The organism is Collinsella provencensis (assembly GCF_900199705.1).
GTDB classification, from domain to species: Bacteria; Actinomycetota; Coriobacteriia; order Coriobacteriales; family Coriobacteriaceae; genus Collinsella; species Collinsella provencensis.
Window position 1 is genome coordinate 1,235,509 of the sequence record NZ_LT904908.1, and the last position, 15,801, is coordinate 1,251,309.

General features: G+C 61.7%; 10 protein-coding genes and 1 tRNA gene. 4 read left to right on the top strand and 7 right to left on the bottom strand.

Going from position 1 to position 15,801, the window contains the following annotated elements:
* The first annotated feature begins 1 nt into the window (after position 1).
* Together C1711_RS05565 and C1711_RS05570 are read left to right on the top strand one after the other, a co-directional pair.
* Positions 2-1,990, top strand: coding sequence for an ABC transporter transmembrane domain-containing protein (locus C1711_RS05565; protein ID WP_234346283.1), 1,989 nt, complete (start codon positions 2-4; stop codon positions 1,988-1,990).
* A gap of 23 nt (positions 1,991-2,013) precedes the next feature.
* A tRNA-Arg gene (locus C1711_RS05570) sits at positions 2,014-2,089 on the top strand.
* 772 nt (positions 2,090-2,861) lie between these two features.
* Here the strand turns inward: C1711_RS05570 and cysE are convergent.
* The 7 genes from cysE to C1711_RS05605 all read right to left on the bottom strand — a co-directional run bounded on the left by cysE (position 2,862) and on the right by C1711_RS05605 (position 13,816).
* Positions 2,862-3,560, bottom strand: a complete 699-nt coding sequence (gene cysE, locus C1711_RS05575) for a serine O-acetyltransferase (protein ID WP_102338153.1) — start codon at positions 3,558-3,560, stop codon at positions 2,862-2,864.
* Positions 3,561-3,916: 356 nt separating this feature from the next.
* Positions 3,917-5,830 carry a Stk1 family PASTA domain-containing Ser/Thr kinase gene (pknB, locus tag C1711_RS05580; RefSeq protein WP_102338154.1) on the bottom strand — a complete coding sequence of 638 codons (1,914 nt, stop codon included), beginning with the start codon at positions 5,828-5,830 and terminating at the stop codon, positions 3,917-3,919.
* A gap of 142 nt (positions 5,831-5,972) precedes the next feature.
* The gene (locus C1711_RS05585) at positions 5,973-8,837 is read right to left on the bottom strand and encodes an FtsW/RodA/SpoVE family cell cycle protein (RefSeq protein WP_102338155.1); all 2,865 of its coding nucleotides are present in this window, start codon (positions 8,835-8,837) and stop codon (positions 5,973-5,975) included.
* On the bottom strand, positions 8,837-10,513 hold the full coding sequence (locus C1711_RS05590) for a Stp1/IreP family PP2C-type Ser/Thr phosphatase (RefSeq protein WP_102338156.1): 1,677 nt from the start codon (positions 10,511-10,513) through the stop codon (positions 8,837-8,839). Before C1711_RS05590 ends, C1711_RS05585 begins: the two co-directional genes overlap by 1 nt.
* Positions 10,510-10,923 carry an FHA domain-containing protein gene (locus tag C1711_RS05595; RefSeq protein WP_102338157.1) on the bottom strand — a complete coding sequence of 138 codons (414 nt, stop codon included), beginning with the start codon at positions 10,921-10,923 and terminating at the stop codon, positions 10,510-10,512. The genes C1711_RS05590 and C1711_RS05595 overlap by 4 nt, the downstream gene beginning before the upstream one ends.
* 2 nt (positions 10,924-10,925) lie before the next feature.
* Positions 10,926-12,002 carry an FhaA domain-containing protein gene (locus tag C1711_RS05600; RefSeq protein ID WP_102338158.1) on the bottom strand — a complete coding sequence of 359 codons (1,077 nt, stop codon included), beginning with the start codon at positions 12,000-12,002 and terminating at the stop codon, positions 10,926-10,928.
* On the bottom strand, positions 11,999-13,816 hold the full coding sequence (locus C1711_RS05605; RefSeq protein ID WP_159060068.1) for a serine/threonine-protein kinase: 1,818 nt from the start codon (positions 13,814-13,816) through the stop codon (positions 11,999-12,001). The genes C1711_RS05600 and C1711_RS05605 overlap by 4 nt, the downstream gene beginning before the upstream one ends.
* 237 nt (positions 13,817-14,053) lie before the next feature.
* Here C1711_RS05605 and C1711_RS05610 point away from each other — a divergent pair, with 237 nt between their 5' ends.
* Positions 14,054-14,251 carry a hypothetical protein gene (locus C1711_RS05610; protein WP_199824848.1) on the top strand — a complete coding sequence of 66 codons (198 nt, stop codon included), beginning with the start codon at positions 14,054-14,056 and terminating at the stop codon, positions 14,249-14,251.
* A gap of 94 nt (positions 14,252-14,345) precedes the next feature.
* Complete coding sequence (dnaX, locus tag C1711_RS05615; protein ID WP_102338161.1) at positions 14,346-15,755, top strand: DNA polymerase III subunit gamma/tau; 1,410 nt, start codon at positions 14,346-14,348, stop codon at positions 15,753-15,755.
* The last annotated feature ends 46 nt before the right edge of the window (positions 15,756-15,801 follow it).

Below are 15,801 nucleotides of genomic sequence, written 5' to 3' on the forward strand. Positions count from 1 at the left end.
GATGGCAGAGAAGCTGACGCAAGAAATAGATGAGCAGGGGACCGCTGGTCAGGCTGGTGAGCGGGGAGCTGTTGATCGGGCGGGCGAGCCGACGACCGCGGGCCAGGCGGGCAAGCCGACGGCCGCAGGTCAGTCGAGCGAGCCGGAGGCCGCGGGCGAGGCAAACGCACCTAAAACTACGGACCCAAACGCTGAGCCCGAAGATTTCGAGACTCCGAAGGACACCTGGGGAACCGTTCGACGTCTATGGGATGTTGCCCGCGGTGAGCGGTGGCGCTTTGGCGTGGTTATCGTTGCCGTCGTACTGTACGCCGCGTTTCATGTGGCGGCACCTGCATACAGCGCCCACGTCATCGATGTGTTGTGGGCCCATATCCAGATCGCGTTTGCAGAAGGAAAGCCGTTTGCTGTTGGTTGGGACACCGGCGGTCGTGAGCTGGCAATTTACTTTGGCATTTGGATGACGGCTTTCGCTTTGTATTCCGTGCAGTGCTTCGTCATGGCGGGTTTCGCCGAAAAGCTGAACCTTTCGCTGCGTAAGAGTCTCACAGAAAAGCTGAATCGCTTGCCGCTCAAGTACTTCGACACGCACAAGCCGGGCGAAGTGGTGAGCCGCGCCACAAACGACCTCGACAAGATGTCCGAAGTGCTGCAAACGGGTCTGCTTAGAATCATGACCTCTGTGGGCACCATTATCGGTTCGCTGATCATGATGCTTCGCTTCAACGTTGTGCTCACCGGCGTCTTCTTGGTCTTCACGTTGATTTCGACCGTGGTGACGCGCGTCGTTTCGAAGCAAACGCTGCGTTTGGCAAGCGAGCGCCAGAGGTATGTGGGCGAGCTGACGGCGGCAGTTGAAGAGGCGTATTCGGGACGCCTGGTTATCAAGAGCTTCAACCGTGAAGAAGCGAGTTCTGCCGACATCCACGACCTGTCCGACAAACTCGCCACGGCGAGCCGTCGGGCCGACTTTGCGACCAACGCCATCAGCCCGTTTATCCGGTTCATCTTCCGCATCGCGCAGGTGATTATTGCGGTAATCGCCGGTGCCATGTTGGTGGGTGGACAGATTACCATCGGCGTGTTCCAGGCGTTCTTCCAGTATATCTATGAGGTGTCCGAGCCGCTTACGGAGCTTGGTTTTTCAATCAACACGCTGCAAAACGCCCTCGCTGCGGTTGAGCGCGTGTTCGGCATCTTGGATGAGGATGAAATCGAGCCCGATCCCGTGCCCGAGCTGGCTGCCAAGTTGCCTGCCGCCTTGGAGGGCGCGATTGATTTCGAGCACGTGCGCTTTGGCTACGATCCGGAAAACCCGCTCATGCGCGACGTGTCGTTCCATGTGAAACCCGGCCAGAAGATCGCCATCGTGGGAGCGACGGGCGCGGGTAAAACCACGCTCATCAACTTGCTCATGCGCTTTTACGAGATAGACGGTGGCCACATCTACCTCGACGGCGTTGATACGCGCTCCATGTCGCGCGCGGATTTGCGCTCGAATTTTGGTATGGTCCTGCAGGATGCATGGCTATATGAGGGTACGATTGCCGAGAATATCGCGTATGGCAGGCCCGATGCCACGCGCGAGGAGATTATCGAAGCGGCAAAGATGGCGCGCGTGGACTATTTTGTGCGCACCATGTCGCAGGGATACGACACGCGCGTGGAAAACGATGCCGAGAACATCAGCCAGGGCCAGCGTCAGCTGCTCACCATCGCCCGCGTAATCCTTTGTGATCCCAAGATTCTCATTCTCGATGAGGCGACGTCGAGTGTGGACACGCGCACCGAGCAGAACATCGTGCACGCTATGGAAACGGTCATGCGGGGTCGTACGAGTTTTGTGATTGCGCACCGTTTGAGCACCATCGTGGATGCGGACTTGATTTTGCACATGCGTGCCGGCACGATTATCGAGCAGGGTACGCACGAGGAGCTGTTGGCGGAAAATGGTGCCTATGCCGAGCTGTATAGGAGTCAATTCGCGTAGACGTGCTAGAATACGTTTCACGTGCCTCCGTAGCTCAGGGGATAGAGCACCGCTCTCCTAAAGCGGGTGTCGACGGTTCGAATCCGCCCGGGGGCACCATTTGAAATGCAGGTCATCGTGCGCTTCGCACACGGTGGCCTTTTTCTTTTGCCGATGATTCGGCGGATTCGGGCCGTCGACACCCGCGCACACTCTTTCCTGCGGGTGTCGTTTTCGAATCCGCCCGGGGGCACCATTTGAAATGCAGCTCATCGTGCGCTTCGCACACGGTGGCCTTTTTCTTTTGCCGATGATTCGGCGGATTCGGGCCGTCGACACCCGCGCACACTCTTTCCTGCGGGTGTCGTTTTCGAATCCGCCCGGGGGCACCATTTGAAATGCAGGTCATCGTTGTAATCCCGGTGACCTGTTTTTCTTTTAACGGGGCGTATTGAGTATTCCGAGGGATGAAATAGGGGTGAAGTCCTTATTGGCGAGCTCCGCCTATAGTTCCGAAAGCTTGCGGGACACTTCCGGCGGATTTTTCATTCTTTGATCCAAAGGTTAATGAGCGACTTCGGCGAGTTTCCCCTTTGAGATCAGTGGCTTGAACACGCCATCTCCGGTTTTTCGGCCCTTGGGGAGAAAAATGGCAAAAAATGCCAGATTGTAAGGCCTCCAGGTTCGATTGGCGATGCGAGGGCGATTGTCTGTCAGACCGGAAAAAACAAGACACCTTCTCTACCTGCAGGTTTTTTAATTGGTCTTGCTTGGAGGGGAAGGCGTAAGGTTCGACGACCCTCCGGGAGGGATCGTCAGACCTTACAATCTGGCATTTTTTGCCATTTGCAGCCCATCTTGAAGAGAAAATAGGCTGTGCGGTCGCCCTGCGTTACTTCACGAGCTTTTGCACCAGGGTGTTGAGTGCCTCGATTTGTCTCTCGAGCTCCTCGATGCGACGCTGGTTGTCGGCGATGCCTTCGCGGTTCATCATTGCCACTTCCTGCACGGGGTCGGGCATGCTCTCTCGATGCTGCTTGGCGTTAAAGGTTTCTTCCATCACACGGCAGCCGTTGCGCTTTACTACGCGCCCGGGGATGCCGACTACGGTCGAATCGCTCGGCACGTCCTTTACCACGACGGAGTTTCCGCCAATACGCACGTTGTCGCCAATGGTAATGTTGCCGAGCACCTTTGCGCCTGCACCAACGGTGACGTTATTGCCAAGCGTCGGGTGGCGCTTGCCGCTCTCGTTGCCGGTGCCCCCCAAAGTTACCCCCTGGTAGAGGACGCAATCGTCGCCAACGATGGTGGTTTCGCCAATCACGACGCCCATTGCGTGGTCTATGAAGAAACGCCGTCCAAGTTGTGCGGCGGGATGAATTTCAACGCCGGTGAAGAATCGCGTGATTTGAGAAAGAACGCGCGCCACGCCACGCAACCCGTGTTTCCAAAGCCAGTGCTCGGGTGTGTGCATCCATTTGGCATGGAGTCCGGGATAGGTGAGGAAGATGACAGGACCGCTTTGCGCCGCGGGATCTTGTTCCTGAACGCGTTGGATGTCTTCACGTATGGTCGCGATGAAACTCATGTCTCTCCCTCCCGTGCCGTCCTGCATGATTCGAGGTGCAGTAATCGCACAGTGTGTGAGCGAAAGTCTACGCACTCACACGCCTAATGTCTAGTGAAACACTAGGATTAACAAGGCGGACATGTTGGAAGCGGTTGATGAGGCGTCATGGTGTGCGCATCGACAGCATGCGATGGGTTTGCGTCCGATGGCGGGAAGCTGCCAGCCATGCAAAAACCCACCCAACGTGCGTGTTGGGCGGGTTTGCAAGACGGGATTTGCGTATTTGTGTGTCCGAGCGTTCGCACCTGTGGTGCGGGGCCCTTTCGCTGCCCGGCCTGGTTGGACCTGCCCGACCGAGCCGGCCGGTCCGAACCTTAATGCGTGGTCAGGATGATAGTACTGCCCGCTTCGAGCTTGCCGGTGTGCGACTGCTCGATGACCTCGCCGTCCTCAGGGCAACCGTCGGCAAGCTTCACGACAAAGTTCCTGCTCAGTATCTGCACGGCATCCCTGTACGACTTTCCAACGACGTTTGGCACGTCGACCTTGTCGCCGTCCTTGGAACCGAGGGAGATGGTGAGCGTGATGGTGCTGCCTTTCTTGGCGGTGCCGGTGGGACTCTGCTTCATGACCCTGCCCTTGGCGTAATCGTTGCTGTAGTCCTCGGCATACTCAACCTTGAAACCGGCATTGGAAAGTTCGTTGGACGCGTCGTCCTTGGACCAGCCGAGCACGCCGGGAACGTTCTGCTCATCGGGGCCGGTCGAGATCTTGTACTCGATCTCAGTGCCCTCGTCGACCATGGTTCCGGTGTTCGTGCCCTGCCAAATAACGGTGCCGGGTTCGGCGTCGTTGGCTTCCTCGCCAACCTTCTTACCTTGGAGTTTGGCATCGGCGAGCATCTTGAGAGCATCTTGCTCCGACTGATCGGTGATATTGGGAACCTCGACCTGGTCAGGCTCCTTCGGGCCCTTGGAAACGACAAGCGTGACCGTCGAACCCTTTTCGGCGGTCTTGTTGCCATCGGGGGTCTGATCGACCACGTTGCCAGCAATGATGGTTTCGTCGAACACGTCGTCCTCGAATTTGACTTCAAAGCCCGCGTCCTCGAGGACCTGCTGCGCTTCGGCCTTGGGTGTGTTTACTACGTTGGGAACCAGGACCTGCTCGCCCGAGCCGCCAAACAGCTTTGTGAACAGGAAGAATGCCAGCGCAAGTACGGCGATGACGCCAATGACGATTCCCACGATCTTGCCCGTGTTGCTCTTCTCGGGCTCCTCGTAGAACGAGGAGGAAGGTGTGCGCCCGGCGGCAGCAATGTTGGGGCGCGTGGCGGTGTTGCTCATGCTGTTCATGGGACGGGCCATGACCTGCGTGGAGTCGCTCATCACACGTGTTTCGGTGGCGCCGGCACCGACGCCGCCCATAACGCCGATGACCCGCGTGGGCTCGGCGACCTCAACGGACTGGCCGGTGGCGTAGCCGTTGAGAACGGCGCGCAGCTCGTCGGCCGTTTGGAAGCGGTTCGCCGGATCTTTTTCCATGCACTTGAGGATGATGCGCTCGAGCGTGGCGTCAACGTTGGGGTTGATTTGCGAAGGCGGAACGGGCAGCTCGTTGACCTGCTTGAGGGCGACGGAGATGGCGTCGTCGCCGTCAAAGGGAACGCGACCCGTGGCGCACTCGTACATGACCACGCCGAGGGAGTAGATGTCGGACGTGGCGCCCAGCTCCTGGCCGCGCGTTTGCTCGGGGGAGACGTAATGTGCGGTGCCCAAGACGTTGTTGTCCTGGGTGAGGTGGCTGTTCTTGGCACGCGCAATGCCGAAGTCCATCACCTTGATGTTGCCGTCGGGCAGCACCATGATGTTTTGCGGCTTGATGTCGCGGTGGATGATCTCGTGCTTGTGTGCGACGGAAAGGGCGCCGCAGATTTGCGAACCGATCTGCGCGACCTTCTTGGGGTCGAGGGCACCATGGCTGCGCACGCCGCTTTTGAGGTCGGTTCCGCGCAGGTACTCCATGACGATGTAATACGTGTCGCCGTCATGGCCCCAGTCGTACACGCCCACGATATAGGGACTAGAAAGTCCTGCAGCCGCCTGCGCCTCCTGCTTGAAGCGCGCCGCGAATGTGGCGTCGCCGGCGTACTGCGGCAACATGATTTTCACGGCAACCGTGCGATCGAGCACCTGGTCCTGAGCGCGGTACACGCTCGCCATGCCTCCGTTGCCAACCTTGTCCTTGAGGAGATACCTTCCTCCTAGAACTCGCTGTCCGTCTGCCATCTCTCAAACTCCTTCAACTTCATCCGCTCCTCGCGGAAGTGTAACCTCAAAACGGGCGAACGAACGAGCTGCCGTATGTTCCTTGCGAAACAACGCACGGACTGCGTTCGAACTCCCGGGCTGAATACCCTGCTCGAACCTCTTAAGAGCCCTGCGCTGCAAGGGCGGCCCTCAAAACTTGGCCCGCCACCTCGGCAGCGCTGCTCTCGTTGCTGCTGCGCTCCTCGAGTACCACGGAGATCGCAACAGTTGGGGTGTCGTATGGTGCAAACCCGATGAACGTGGAGTTCGCCAGGGAATTGCCGGTTTCGGCGGTGCCGGTCTTGCCCGCCACCTTGACGCCGGGAACGCGTGCGCCGTAGCCAGTACCGTTCTCAACAACCCCGAGCATGGCCTGTTTGACCTGCTCAGCTGTATCGGAACTCACTGCTTGGCCGAGGGCGTGCTCGCTAGTGGTTTTGACCACGGTGCCGGAGGGCGAAAGAACGCGCGACACCACGTAGGGGTTCATGGCGATGCCGTTGTTGGCGATTGCGGCTGCCACCACGGCATTTTGCAGCGTCGTGGTTTGCGGGCCGGGGGTGTGGCCTTGGCCGACGGGCTGTCCGGCGCCCGCCCAGGCGATTTCCCACTCGGTCATGTCGTCGGGGTTGGGCATGATGGACGCGGCGGAGTCGAAGTCCAGGCCGAGCGTCTGGCCGTAGCCGAAGGCGCGTGCGGTGGTGACGAGCTTATCTGCGCCGAGTGACGTGGCAACCTGGCCGAATACCGTGTTGGCCGACACCGCGAACGCCTCGCTCAACGGAATCTCGCCATGGGAGGCCTCGTTGATATTCACCACGTCGGCTCCGCCGATCTCGAGGCGACCGGGGCTGTCGTACATGGAGCTCAACGATGCGGTGCCGTTTTCAAGTGCAGCGGAAAGCGTGACGACCTTGAACGTGGAGCCGGGCGTGTAGAGCGCCTGCGTCGAGCGGTCATAGAGCGATGTGTCAGCGTTTTCGCTGTTCGCGGCCGCCATTGCCGCTTCGACGTCGGTGTTGTCGTAGGTGGGGGCGCTTGCCATGGCGAGGACGGCGCCCGTGCGCGGATCGAGCACCACGATGGAGCCCGTGCGGCCTTGGAGCGCCTGCTCAGCGGCGATTTGGATGCGCGAGTCGATGGTGAGCTGTGCGGAGTTGCCCGGTTCGGTAAGGCCTGCAAGCGAGTTCAGCGCGTTTTGCCAGCTCGAGTAATCACGCGACCCCGTGAGGGTCTCGTTTTGCGAGCCCTCGACACCCGAGGTGCCGTACTGCTGCGAGTAGTAGCCCACCACATGAGCGGCGAGGTTTCCATTGGGATGCGAGCGCGCGTAGCTGCCGTCTTCCTGCTGGATGGACTCTGCGAGGGTGAGGCCATCGGACGTGATGATGGAGCCGCGCTTCACATAGCGCGCTTTGTTGAGCGTGTGGTTATTGATCGCCATGTTCTGGTAGTCGTTTGCCTTGATGACCTGCACATACGTGATGTTGCCAATGAGCACGGCGAACAGCGCGGTGAACAGGAACACCGTGCGCGTGAGGCGGTTGGCAAGGGCCACGCGGCCCAGCAGGCCGCTTTCGGGCGTGTCGAGGGAGGGGCGGCGCAGATGCGCTCCGCGCGTGTTGACGCGATAGGCGCTCGCAGCGCTTACGTCGGGTGCGGCTCCCGCAGCTCCGGCAGCGGCGAACATACCTGCCGTGCCGAGGCTCGCGCTCGTGAGCTCGGCCTCGCGACCCGTGGCCTCATCGCCTGCGCGCAGCAACAGTCCAACGATTACAAAGCTCGCCAGCAGCGACGAACCGCCCTGGCTCATGAAGGGAAGGGTGACACCGGTGAGCGGAATGAGCCTGGTCACGCCTCCCACGATGGTGAATGCCTGGAACGTGATGGCGGCGGTAAGTCCGGCTGCGCAGAACGCGGCGAGGTCGGACTTAGCGCGCGCCGCCGTGGTGAGACCGCGCACCGCGAACAGCATGAACAGCATGAGCACGGCGGCTCCGCCCAGCAGACCCATCTCCTCGCCGATGGCGGCGAAGATCATGTCAGAGGAAACGACAGGAATCAGCGTGGGCATGCCCTTGCCGATGCCCGTGCCAAACAGGCCGCCGTCTGCCAGCGAGAAGAGCGACTGGACGATCTGGTAGCCGAGGTTTTGCGGATCGGAAAACGGGTCGAGCCAAATCTGGAAACGCACGCGGACGTGGCCCATGATCTGGTACATGCCAAAACCGCCGATGAGCAGCAAGATGATACCGATGAGCACGTAGGAGATGCGTCCTGTTGCCACATACAGCATGATGAGGAAGATCGTGTAGAACAGCAACGCGCTGCCGAGATCGCGTTCGAACGCGACGACGAGCAGGCAGACGCCCCACACGATGAACAGGGGATACAGCAAGCGCAGACGCGGGAGCTTTACCCCGAGGAACGAATGGTTGGAAATGGAGAGCAGCTCGCGGTTTTCGGCCAGGTAGCCAGCGAGGAACAAGACGATGAACACCTTGGCGAACTCGCCGGGCTGGAAGGTGAAGCTACCGATTTTGATCCACAGCTTGGAGCCGTAGATCTCGGTACCGATGAGCATGGGCAGCACCAGCAGCACGATACCGATGGCACCGAAGGTGTACTTGTAGCGTTTGACCACGTCGAGGTTTTTAACCACAGCGAGCGTGCCCACCATGAGTGCGACGCTCACGAACAGCAGGACGATCTGACCCATCGCCGCGTCGGGGTCAAGGCGCGTAACGAACGTGATGCCGATGCCAGAAAGCGTGAACACGATGGGAATCAGCGCGGGGTCGGCGCCGGGCGCGAGGATGCGGATGCCGATGTGCGCTACGGCGAAGGCGGCGGCAAGGCCGAGCGGCACCGCGAGCGTTTGGAATGAAAGCGCAGCGCCGGCGGTGACCACGTACATGGCGTAGAGCAGCGTCACGGGGAACGCGGCAGCTATGAGCAAGAGCAATTCAGTCGTGCGGCGGCTCATTACGCGGCACCTCCTTCGGACTTCGAGTCATCGGTGGCGGCTACGGCGCCGGCAGGGTTGCTGACGCTGTTGGGGGCTTCACCCGGCGCATCGCTGGCAATACCCGTGCCGCCCTCGGAGTTCTCCTTGATGGTTTGCGCGTCTTCGACCTGCTTGCTCAGCTCCTCGTCGATCTGCTTGCGATAGCGCGAGACGGTCTCGGTCGCGTCGTCGATGCTCTCCATGGGGATGCCCTCACGCAGGCGGTTTTGCGTGTCTTCGGGCAGGTATTCGAGCAGTACCGAAGTTTCGTCCTCGAGCCAGTGAAGCTCAAGGCCGAACAGACTGCCGGGAACGCCCTTGTAAATCGCCACGGCGTCGTCCTTGACGCCCAGGTACACGGAGTTGGTGATGGAAACGAACGAGACGATGCCCGCAACCAGGATTGCGGCGAGCAGGCAAACGACCCCGATGATCGCTGTGCGACGGTGCTTCTTGCGTAGCTCGCGCATGCGTCCGTCGTCGGCGATGTCGACTGCGATCACGGTCACGTTGTCCCCGCCGCCCGCGGCGAGGGCCGCATCTACCAGGTTGTCGGTGCAGATTTGCGCGGTTGCGGACATCGTTGCGATGCGCTCGATTTCGCCGTCGGGAATCATGCCCGAAAGACCGTCGGAGCACAGGATGAGGCGGTCGCCTTTTTCGACGTTGATGGTGAAGTGGTCCGCATACATGGCCGGATCGGAGCCGAGTGCGCGGGTGATGACGGAGCGATTGGGGTGCACGCGCGCCTCGTCGGCGGTGATTTCGCCCGCATCTACCAGCTCCTCAACGTAGGAGTGGTCGCGCGTGATGCGGATAAGCGTACCCTCGTGCAGCAGGTAGGCGCGCGAGTCGCCCACATGCGCGATGGCGAGCGTGGTTCTCTCGATGTAGGCCGCCGTGGCGGTGCATCCCATGCCGGGACGACCGATGCCGTTGAGCGCGGCATCGATGACGGCGGCGTTGGCTGCCTCGATAGCGGCGCCGAGCTGCGCGGCATTGGCGGAGCTGGGGCCCGTCTTCGCAATGGTCTCCACGGCGATGGCGCTTGCGACTTCGCCGGCGGCGTGACCGCCCATGCCGTCGCACACGCAGAAGAGCGGGGAGGCGACCAGATAGGAGTCCTCGTTGTGGCTGCGCACGCATCCCACGTCCGAGCGCGCGCCCCATCGCAGCGTGGACGACGTGCCGGCGTCAAAGGTGGCGTCGGTGTCGATGAGTTCGTCGGTGATGGGGGCGAAGCTCTGCGTGGAGCCAGGATCGCTCAGCTTGGCCTCGATGGTTTGCACGTCGATTTCGGCCGTGTCCTCCGGCGAAGCGGGTGCCGTGGGGTCGGGAATCGTGAGGTCGGGCTCGGGGGAGTCGGCGAAATTGGCGGGAGTTGCGCTCGATTCCGTCGCATAAGCGCGAGTTTTTGGAAAATCTTGCAGATTTTCGCGGTCCTGCGACGCTTTTTCGGCAACTGCGGGTGTGGGCTCGACAGGAGTGGGCGTCGGAACATCGCTCGCAGGGACAGAGGCTCCGAAGGCGGGCTCGACAGGCATATCGGCACTCAGGGCATCATGCTCCGCGGGATGCGCGGCGTGTGCGCCCTCAAATGCCGGCTCTTGCTGGGGAGACGACGTGGTGGAGTAGTTGTTCCGCTCGTCGTTCATCGACGGTTCACCTTCATAACCACATCGCCGATCTGCACCTCGTCGCCTTCGCGCAGGGTGGCGGGCTCAAGCAGTGCGCGTCCGTTGATGAGCGTTCCGTTGAGCGAGTTGAGGTCCTCGATGATGAGCGCCGGGCCTTGCAGCGAGAAACGCGCATGGCTCGCCGAGACGAACGGCTCGTTGATGCAGATGTCAGAGGAGGGCGAGCGGCCCACGATGACCGGGCCGAGCATATCCACATGGATGCCGCGGATGCCGCGCGGTCCCTTGTCGACGTCGATCGTCCAGATTGCGGAGTCGCGACGCTGGCCGCGCACCAGTCCCACGCCGGTTTTCATCACGGCGAATAGGAAGATGTACAGCAGGATGACGAGGACGATTCGGCCCGCAAACAGGATGATGTCAATCACGGCTAACCCCTAAACTCGAAGGTGCTGAGACCGAACGTCAAAACGTCGCCGTTGCGCAGGGGGCAGCGCGAAATGCGGCGGTTGTTGACGAGCGTGCCGTTGGTGGAGTTGAGGTCCTCGATGGACCAATCGCTGCCGGTAAAGGTGAGCTCGGCGTGCTTGCGGCTCACGTTGGGGTCGCGCAGAACCACGTCGGCAGCAGCGCGCTCGCGGCCGATAACCGAGCGGTGGCTCGTGATGTCATAGGTATCGCCCGTCACCACGTCGACGAGATGGGCGAGGGGAGGCATGGGCATCTGTGCACGCGGAGCCAGGTGCGCCGCTCCTTCAACGGCAGCCGCATTCGCGGCCACGCCCGCGATGCTACCCGCGCTTGCGGCCGCAGCCGCCCCGCCCAGGCCGGCGAGCTGCTCGCGCGTCATGGTCTTGGGAACGGGGATGGGCGCGTTTGCCGGGCTCGGCGCAAACGGATCGGCGGGTGCGGGGGGAAACGGGTCGGAGGCTGCGGGAGCCACCGCGTGCGGGACACGCGCATCAAGGCTGTTGAGGGCAGCCGGGTTGGCGTTCGCAACGGGGTTGTTGACGCCTGCCGGGTTGTTGGTACCGGCGGCGGGCACGGGTTGTTGGGAGCGAGTTCCGGCAGCAGCGCGATTCGCGTACACCGGCTGGGCCTGCGGCCCCTTGAGGTAGGCGCGCTCCTCTTCAAAAAGACGGGCCAGCGTGGGGCGGTCGACGTTCTCGGCAAACACGGAGAACTTTCCCGCTTTGAGCGAGGGATCGATCATAAAGCGGACGAGAGGATCGCCCACAAAGTCGTAGCGCTTTTTCTGCGCCTGGGCCTTGACGAACTCTGCAACCTCGCGCGCAAGCTGCGGGTAATACGGGGAGATGATGGGGTCGTCGTCGTTTGCGATGAGAACCGTGTAGAGCGCTGGCGCGGTGTTGACGCCGTTGATGACCAGTGTTTGGTCTTCCATCTCGTGCGCTGCCTGCTTAGCGAGTTTCTTAAAGGAGAACGGGGCCTTGCTGGCGCCGAAGATTCCCGAGATGCGATCTTCAAAAATGTTCAGGAGGTTCACGAACGACCACCTTCCACATAATCTCGTTTATAACCGAGCAAATACACACATATCCAAACGATTATAGAGGATAGGGCTCCCAGGCCCGTTGCTATGGCGACCTCAAGCGTGGGTACGCTGGCAATTTCCATAGGGTGAGCAAGATAGCGCAGCGCTATCGAGAGGATGGGGAGCGTCACGTAAACCGCCGTTGCGCTGCCCGTTCCCCCGTTATTTTGGTAGGAGCCCCATGCGCGGTCGAGCGCCCAGCTGGCCGCTGCGGCGCATGCCGAAAACGCGATGGCGGGTATGAGGAATGAGGGTTCGAGCAGTCCGAGCAGGGCATCTCCCGAGGCGAGCGCTCCAGCATTGCCCAGTGCCGCCACGAGCACCTGTGCGAACACGAGGCCAAAGGCGGTTGAGATGGCGGACACGCCGCTGGGAAGGAAGTACGCGGCGATCGCCACGGCGACGGGAGCTCCAATCGTGGCGTTTCCGCATGCGATTCCCATGGCCGCCGCCACGGCAACCACCACGGATGCCGCCGGATGAATACGGCCCCACACGAGCCACCAACCTGCGGTCAGGGCGAAGCCGAGGATTGCCACGGGCAGCACCGAAAGAATCGGGGTGTGGCTCACGATGAGCATGAGCCAGCCCGCGACGGCGAGCGCGGACCCGATTTGCGGGGCCACCGCTGCGGCAAGTCCGATGCCCACCGCCGTGGCCAGCTGCGTTACGGCGCCGTTGGCGTGCATAGCGCCAAGAAGTGCGTAGGAAATCGCACCGACGGATACGCCGCTTATGGCTCCGCGAACGGCCCAACGGGCGTGTGAACTGCGGGTTCCCAGGTAGCCTTCTGCCGGATCGACCTCTCGCGTCCCGCGGGTGCTGGCTCCGTTGGGTGCTTCGGTCCCCTCATCTTCCTCATCGGACGTAAGACGGTTGATGATGCGCGCCAGGCTCTTGCGGCCCTCGCGCGGATTGCCCAGATACGCGCAGAACCAGTCGCCGAACTCGGTGACGTCGTCCATGCGGTCATCGGCGAGCGGTGACAGGGCTCCAAGCAGGGCTTCTTCGGTTGCCTCGGGGATGTCGGGGAGCAGGTCGCTGGGGTAGATTACGCCGCGCTCGATGTTGTTAAGCGAGTCGGCGGGGGTGCCGGCGCGGAAGGGGGCCGTGGCGCAAAGCGACTCGTAGAGCACCGCTGCCAGCGAGAAGATGTCGCTGCGGGAGTCCACCTCGGCCCCGTTGAGCTGTTCCGGCGACATGTAGCCGATGGTCCCGCCTCGTGCTCCGCCAAACCCGGCGGCGCTCGCCAGCGTCGCCATGCCGAAATCCGCGAGCTTCACGTGTCCGCTGCGGTCGATAAGGACGTTGGCGGGTTTGATGTCGAGGTGCAGCACGCCGTTTTCATGTGCGAGGGCGAGCGCTTGTACCAGCGCGTCTGCGATGCAGGCGGTTTCGTCGTAGGTGAGCGAGTGGCCGTCCACCTGGGCGAGGAACTCCTCCAGGCTCATGCCGTCGACGTACTCCATGACCAGGTAGGCATAGGCGCTGTCGTAGGAAAAGTCGATGACCTGCACGATGTTGGGGTGCTGCAGCATACTTGCCGTGCGCGCCTCTTTGAGCGCGCTGTCGATAGTTTCGAGCGAGGTGCGGTTGTAGGGCGAGGCAAGCGGCATGCGCTTGATGGCAACGCGCCGTTGCAGCCGACTGTCCAGACAGATTTCGACGCTGCCAAAGCCGCCGGTGGCGCGGGTTTGGAGCGGGCGGTAGCGTTTGAGCAGGGTGCTTGCCGCCGTACCCACGGCGGGCAGGGGCGGTTGGGGCACGGCGCCGNCTGTGGTTGCGCTTTGTCCGGTTGCTGCGCTCGTTTTTTTTGCGGAAAGAGTGGCATGGCCATCCTTGGTGCGTTTGAGGTGTGGTTCTTTGGCTGAGCCGTTTATGGGCCGCATTTTAGCACGCAGATGTGGTCAAACGGTTGTCTCTTGCCATCGAGTTCTCCCGCGGGGCGGTATGATACTGAACACACTAGGTGTATGGAGAAATATGCGGAAGGGGCGAGGGGCATGCTTGGCAACGAAGAGCGATTGGCGGCGTTCGACCGGTTCGCCGCCGAGGTGCGCGGCGAGCTGGAGGAAACCGGCGCGCGCATGGATGCCCTGCGTGCCGAGAACAAGGTAAAATCGGCAACCTATAAGCAGCTTTTCGCCATACGCATGACGCTCAAGGAAATCGATCGCCGTCTTGCCGGCCACGGTCTGTAGCATTGAAGATGCGCGGAAGGGGTGGGCCGGCATCACCGACGTAAGCTCGCAACCCGTTCGCGTGAAACTCGCGTAACTCTCAGAAGGGACACCTATGGAGTCGCTGTATCGGAAATATCGCCCGTTGACGTTTGACAGCGTCGTGGGCCAGCAGCATATCGTTTCGACACTCGAACACGCGGTTGCCGAGGGCAGGCTGTCGCATGCGTACCTGTTCTGTGGGCCGCGCGGTACGGGCAAGACGACCATGGCGCGCATTTTGGCGAAGTCGCTGCTCTGCCAGGGTGCCGAGGCCGCACGCGCAACGGGCGCCTCTGGGTGTATGCCCGACGGAACGTGTCCGGAGTGCGAGGCCATCGCCGCAGGTACGCACCCCGATGTGTACGAGCTCGACGCTGCGTCGCGTACGGGTGTGGACAACGTGCGCGAGGAGATTATCGGGTCGGTGAACTTCGCCCCCGTGCGCGGGGCGTACAAGGTGTACATCATCGACGAGGTGCACATGCTCACCGCGGCGGCGTTCAACGCGCTGCTCAAGACGCTCGAGGAGCCGCCGAGCCATGTGGTGTTCATCCTGTGCACCACCGACCCGCAAAAGATCCTCGAGACGATTTTGTCGCGCTGCCAGCGCTTCGATTTCCATCGCATTTCCAACGACGACATCGTGAAGCGCCTGCGCTTTATTTGCGAGCAGGAGGGCTTTGCGTTTGACGAGGCGGCACTCGAGATTGTTGCCCGCCATGCCCGCGGCGGCATGCGTGACGCGCTGTCCACGTTGGAGCAGCTTTCTGTGTTTGGCGATGGGTCGGTGCGCGTGGATGATGCGCGCGCGCTGCTGGGCGAGGTCGCCTCGGCGGTGCTCTCCGAGTTTGCCTGCAAGATTGCCGTGCGTGACACCGTGGGGCTGTTCGGCCTGGTGCACGACCAGCTTGAAGCCGGCAACGACCTGCTTGAACTTACGCGCGATTTGGTGGCGCACATGCGCGACGTGTACACTGCGGCGATTGCCGGTCCGCGCGTCGAGCTGTTCGATGGGACGCCCGAGGAGGTGGCTGCCCTTGTTGAGGAGGCGGCGCTGTTTGAAGGTGCCGACCGCCTTGCGCGCACGCTGACGGTTTTGGATGATGCCGTGCTCGAGATGCGCGATGCGTCGGATCCGCGTTTGGTGTTGGAGATTGCCTTTACCAGGCTGGCACGACCCGAGACCGATTTGACGCTCGAGTCGCTCGCCGAGCGTATTCTGCATTTGGAAACGCAGCTTTCGGCTGGTATTCCGCGTGGTCCCATGACTGCCGAGCAGCGCGCGGCTATGGTTTCGAGTAGGACTGCGACGGTTGCGGCGTCTGCGCCTCGGGCGACGGCGCCAACGGCTCCGGCCGCCGCGCCGGTTGCTGCGAAGTCCGTGCCTGCTTCAGTTGCCCCTGCGATCCCCGCTTCCTCAGCTGAACCTCAGCCGACGCAGTCTCCGGTTTCGAGCGCGACNGATCCCCGCTTCCTCAGCTGAACCTCAGCCGACGAAGTCTCAGGTTTCGAGCGCGACAGCGTCCCAG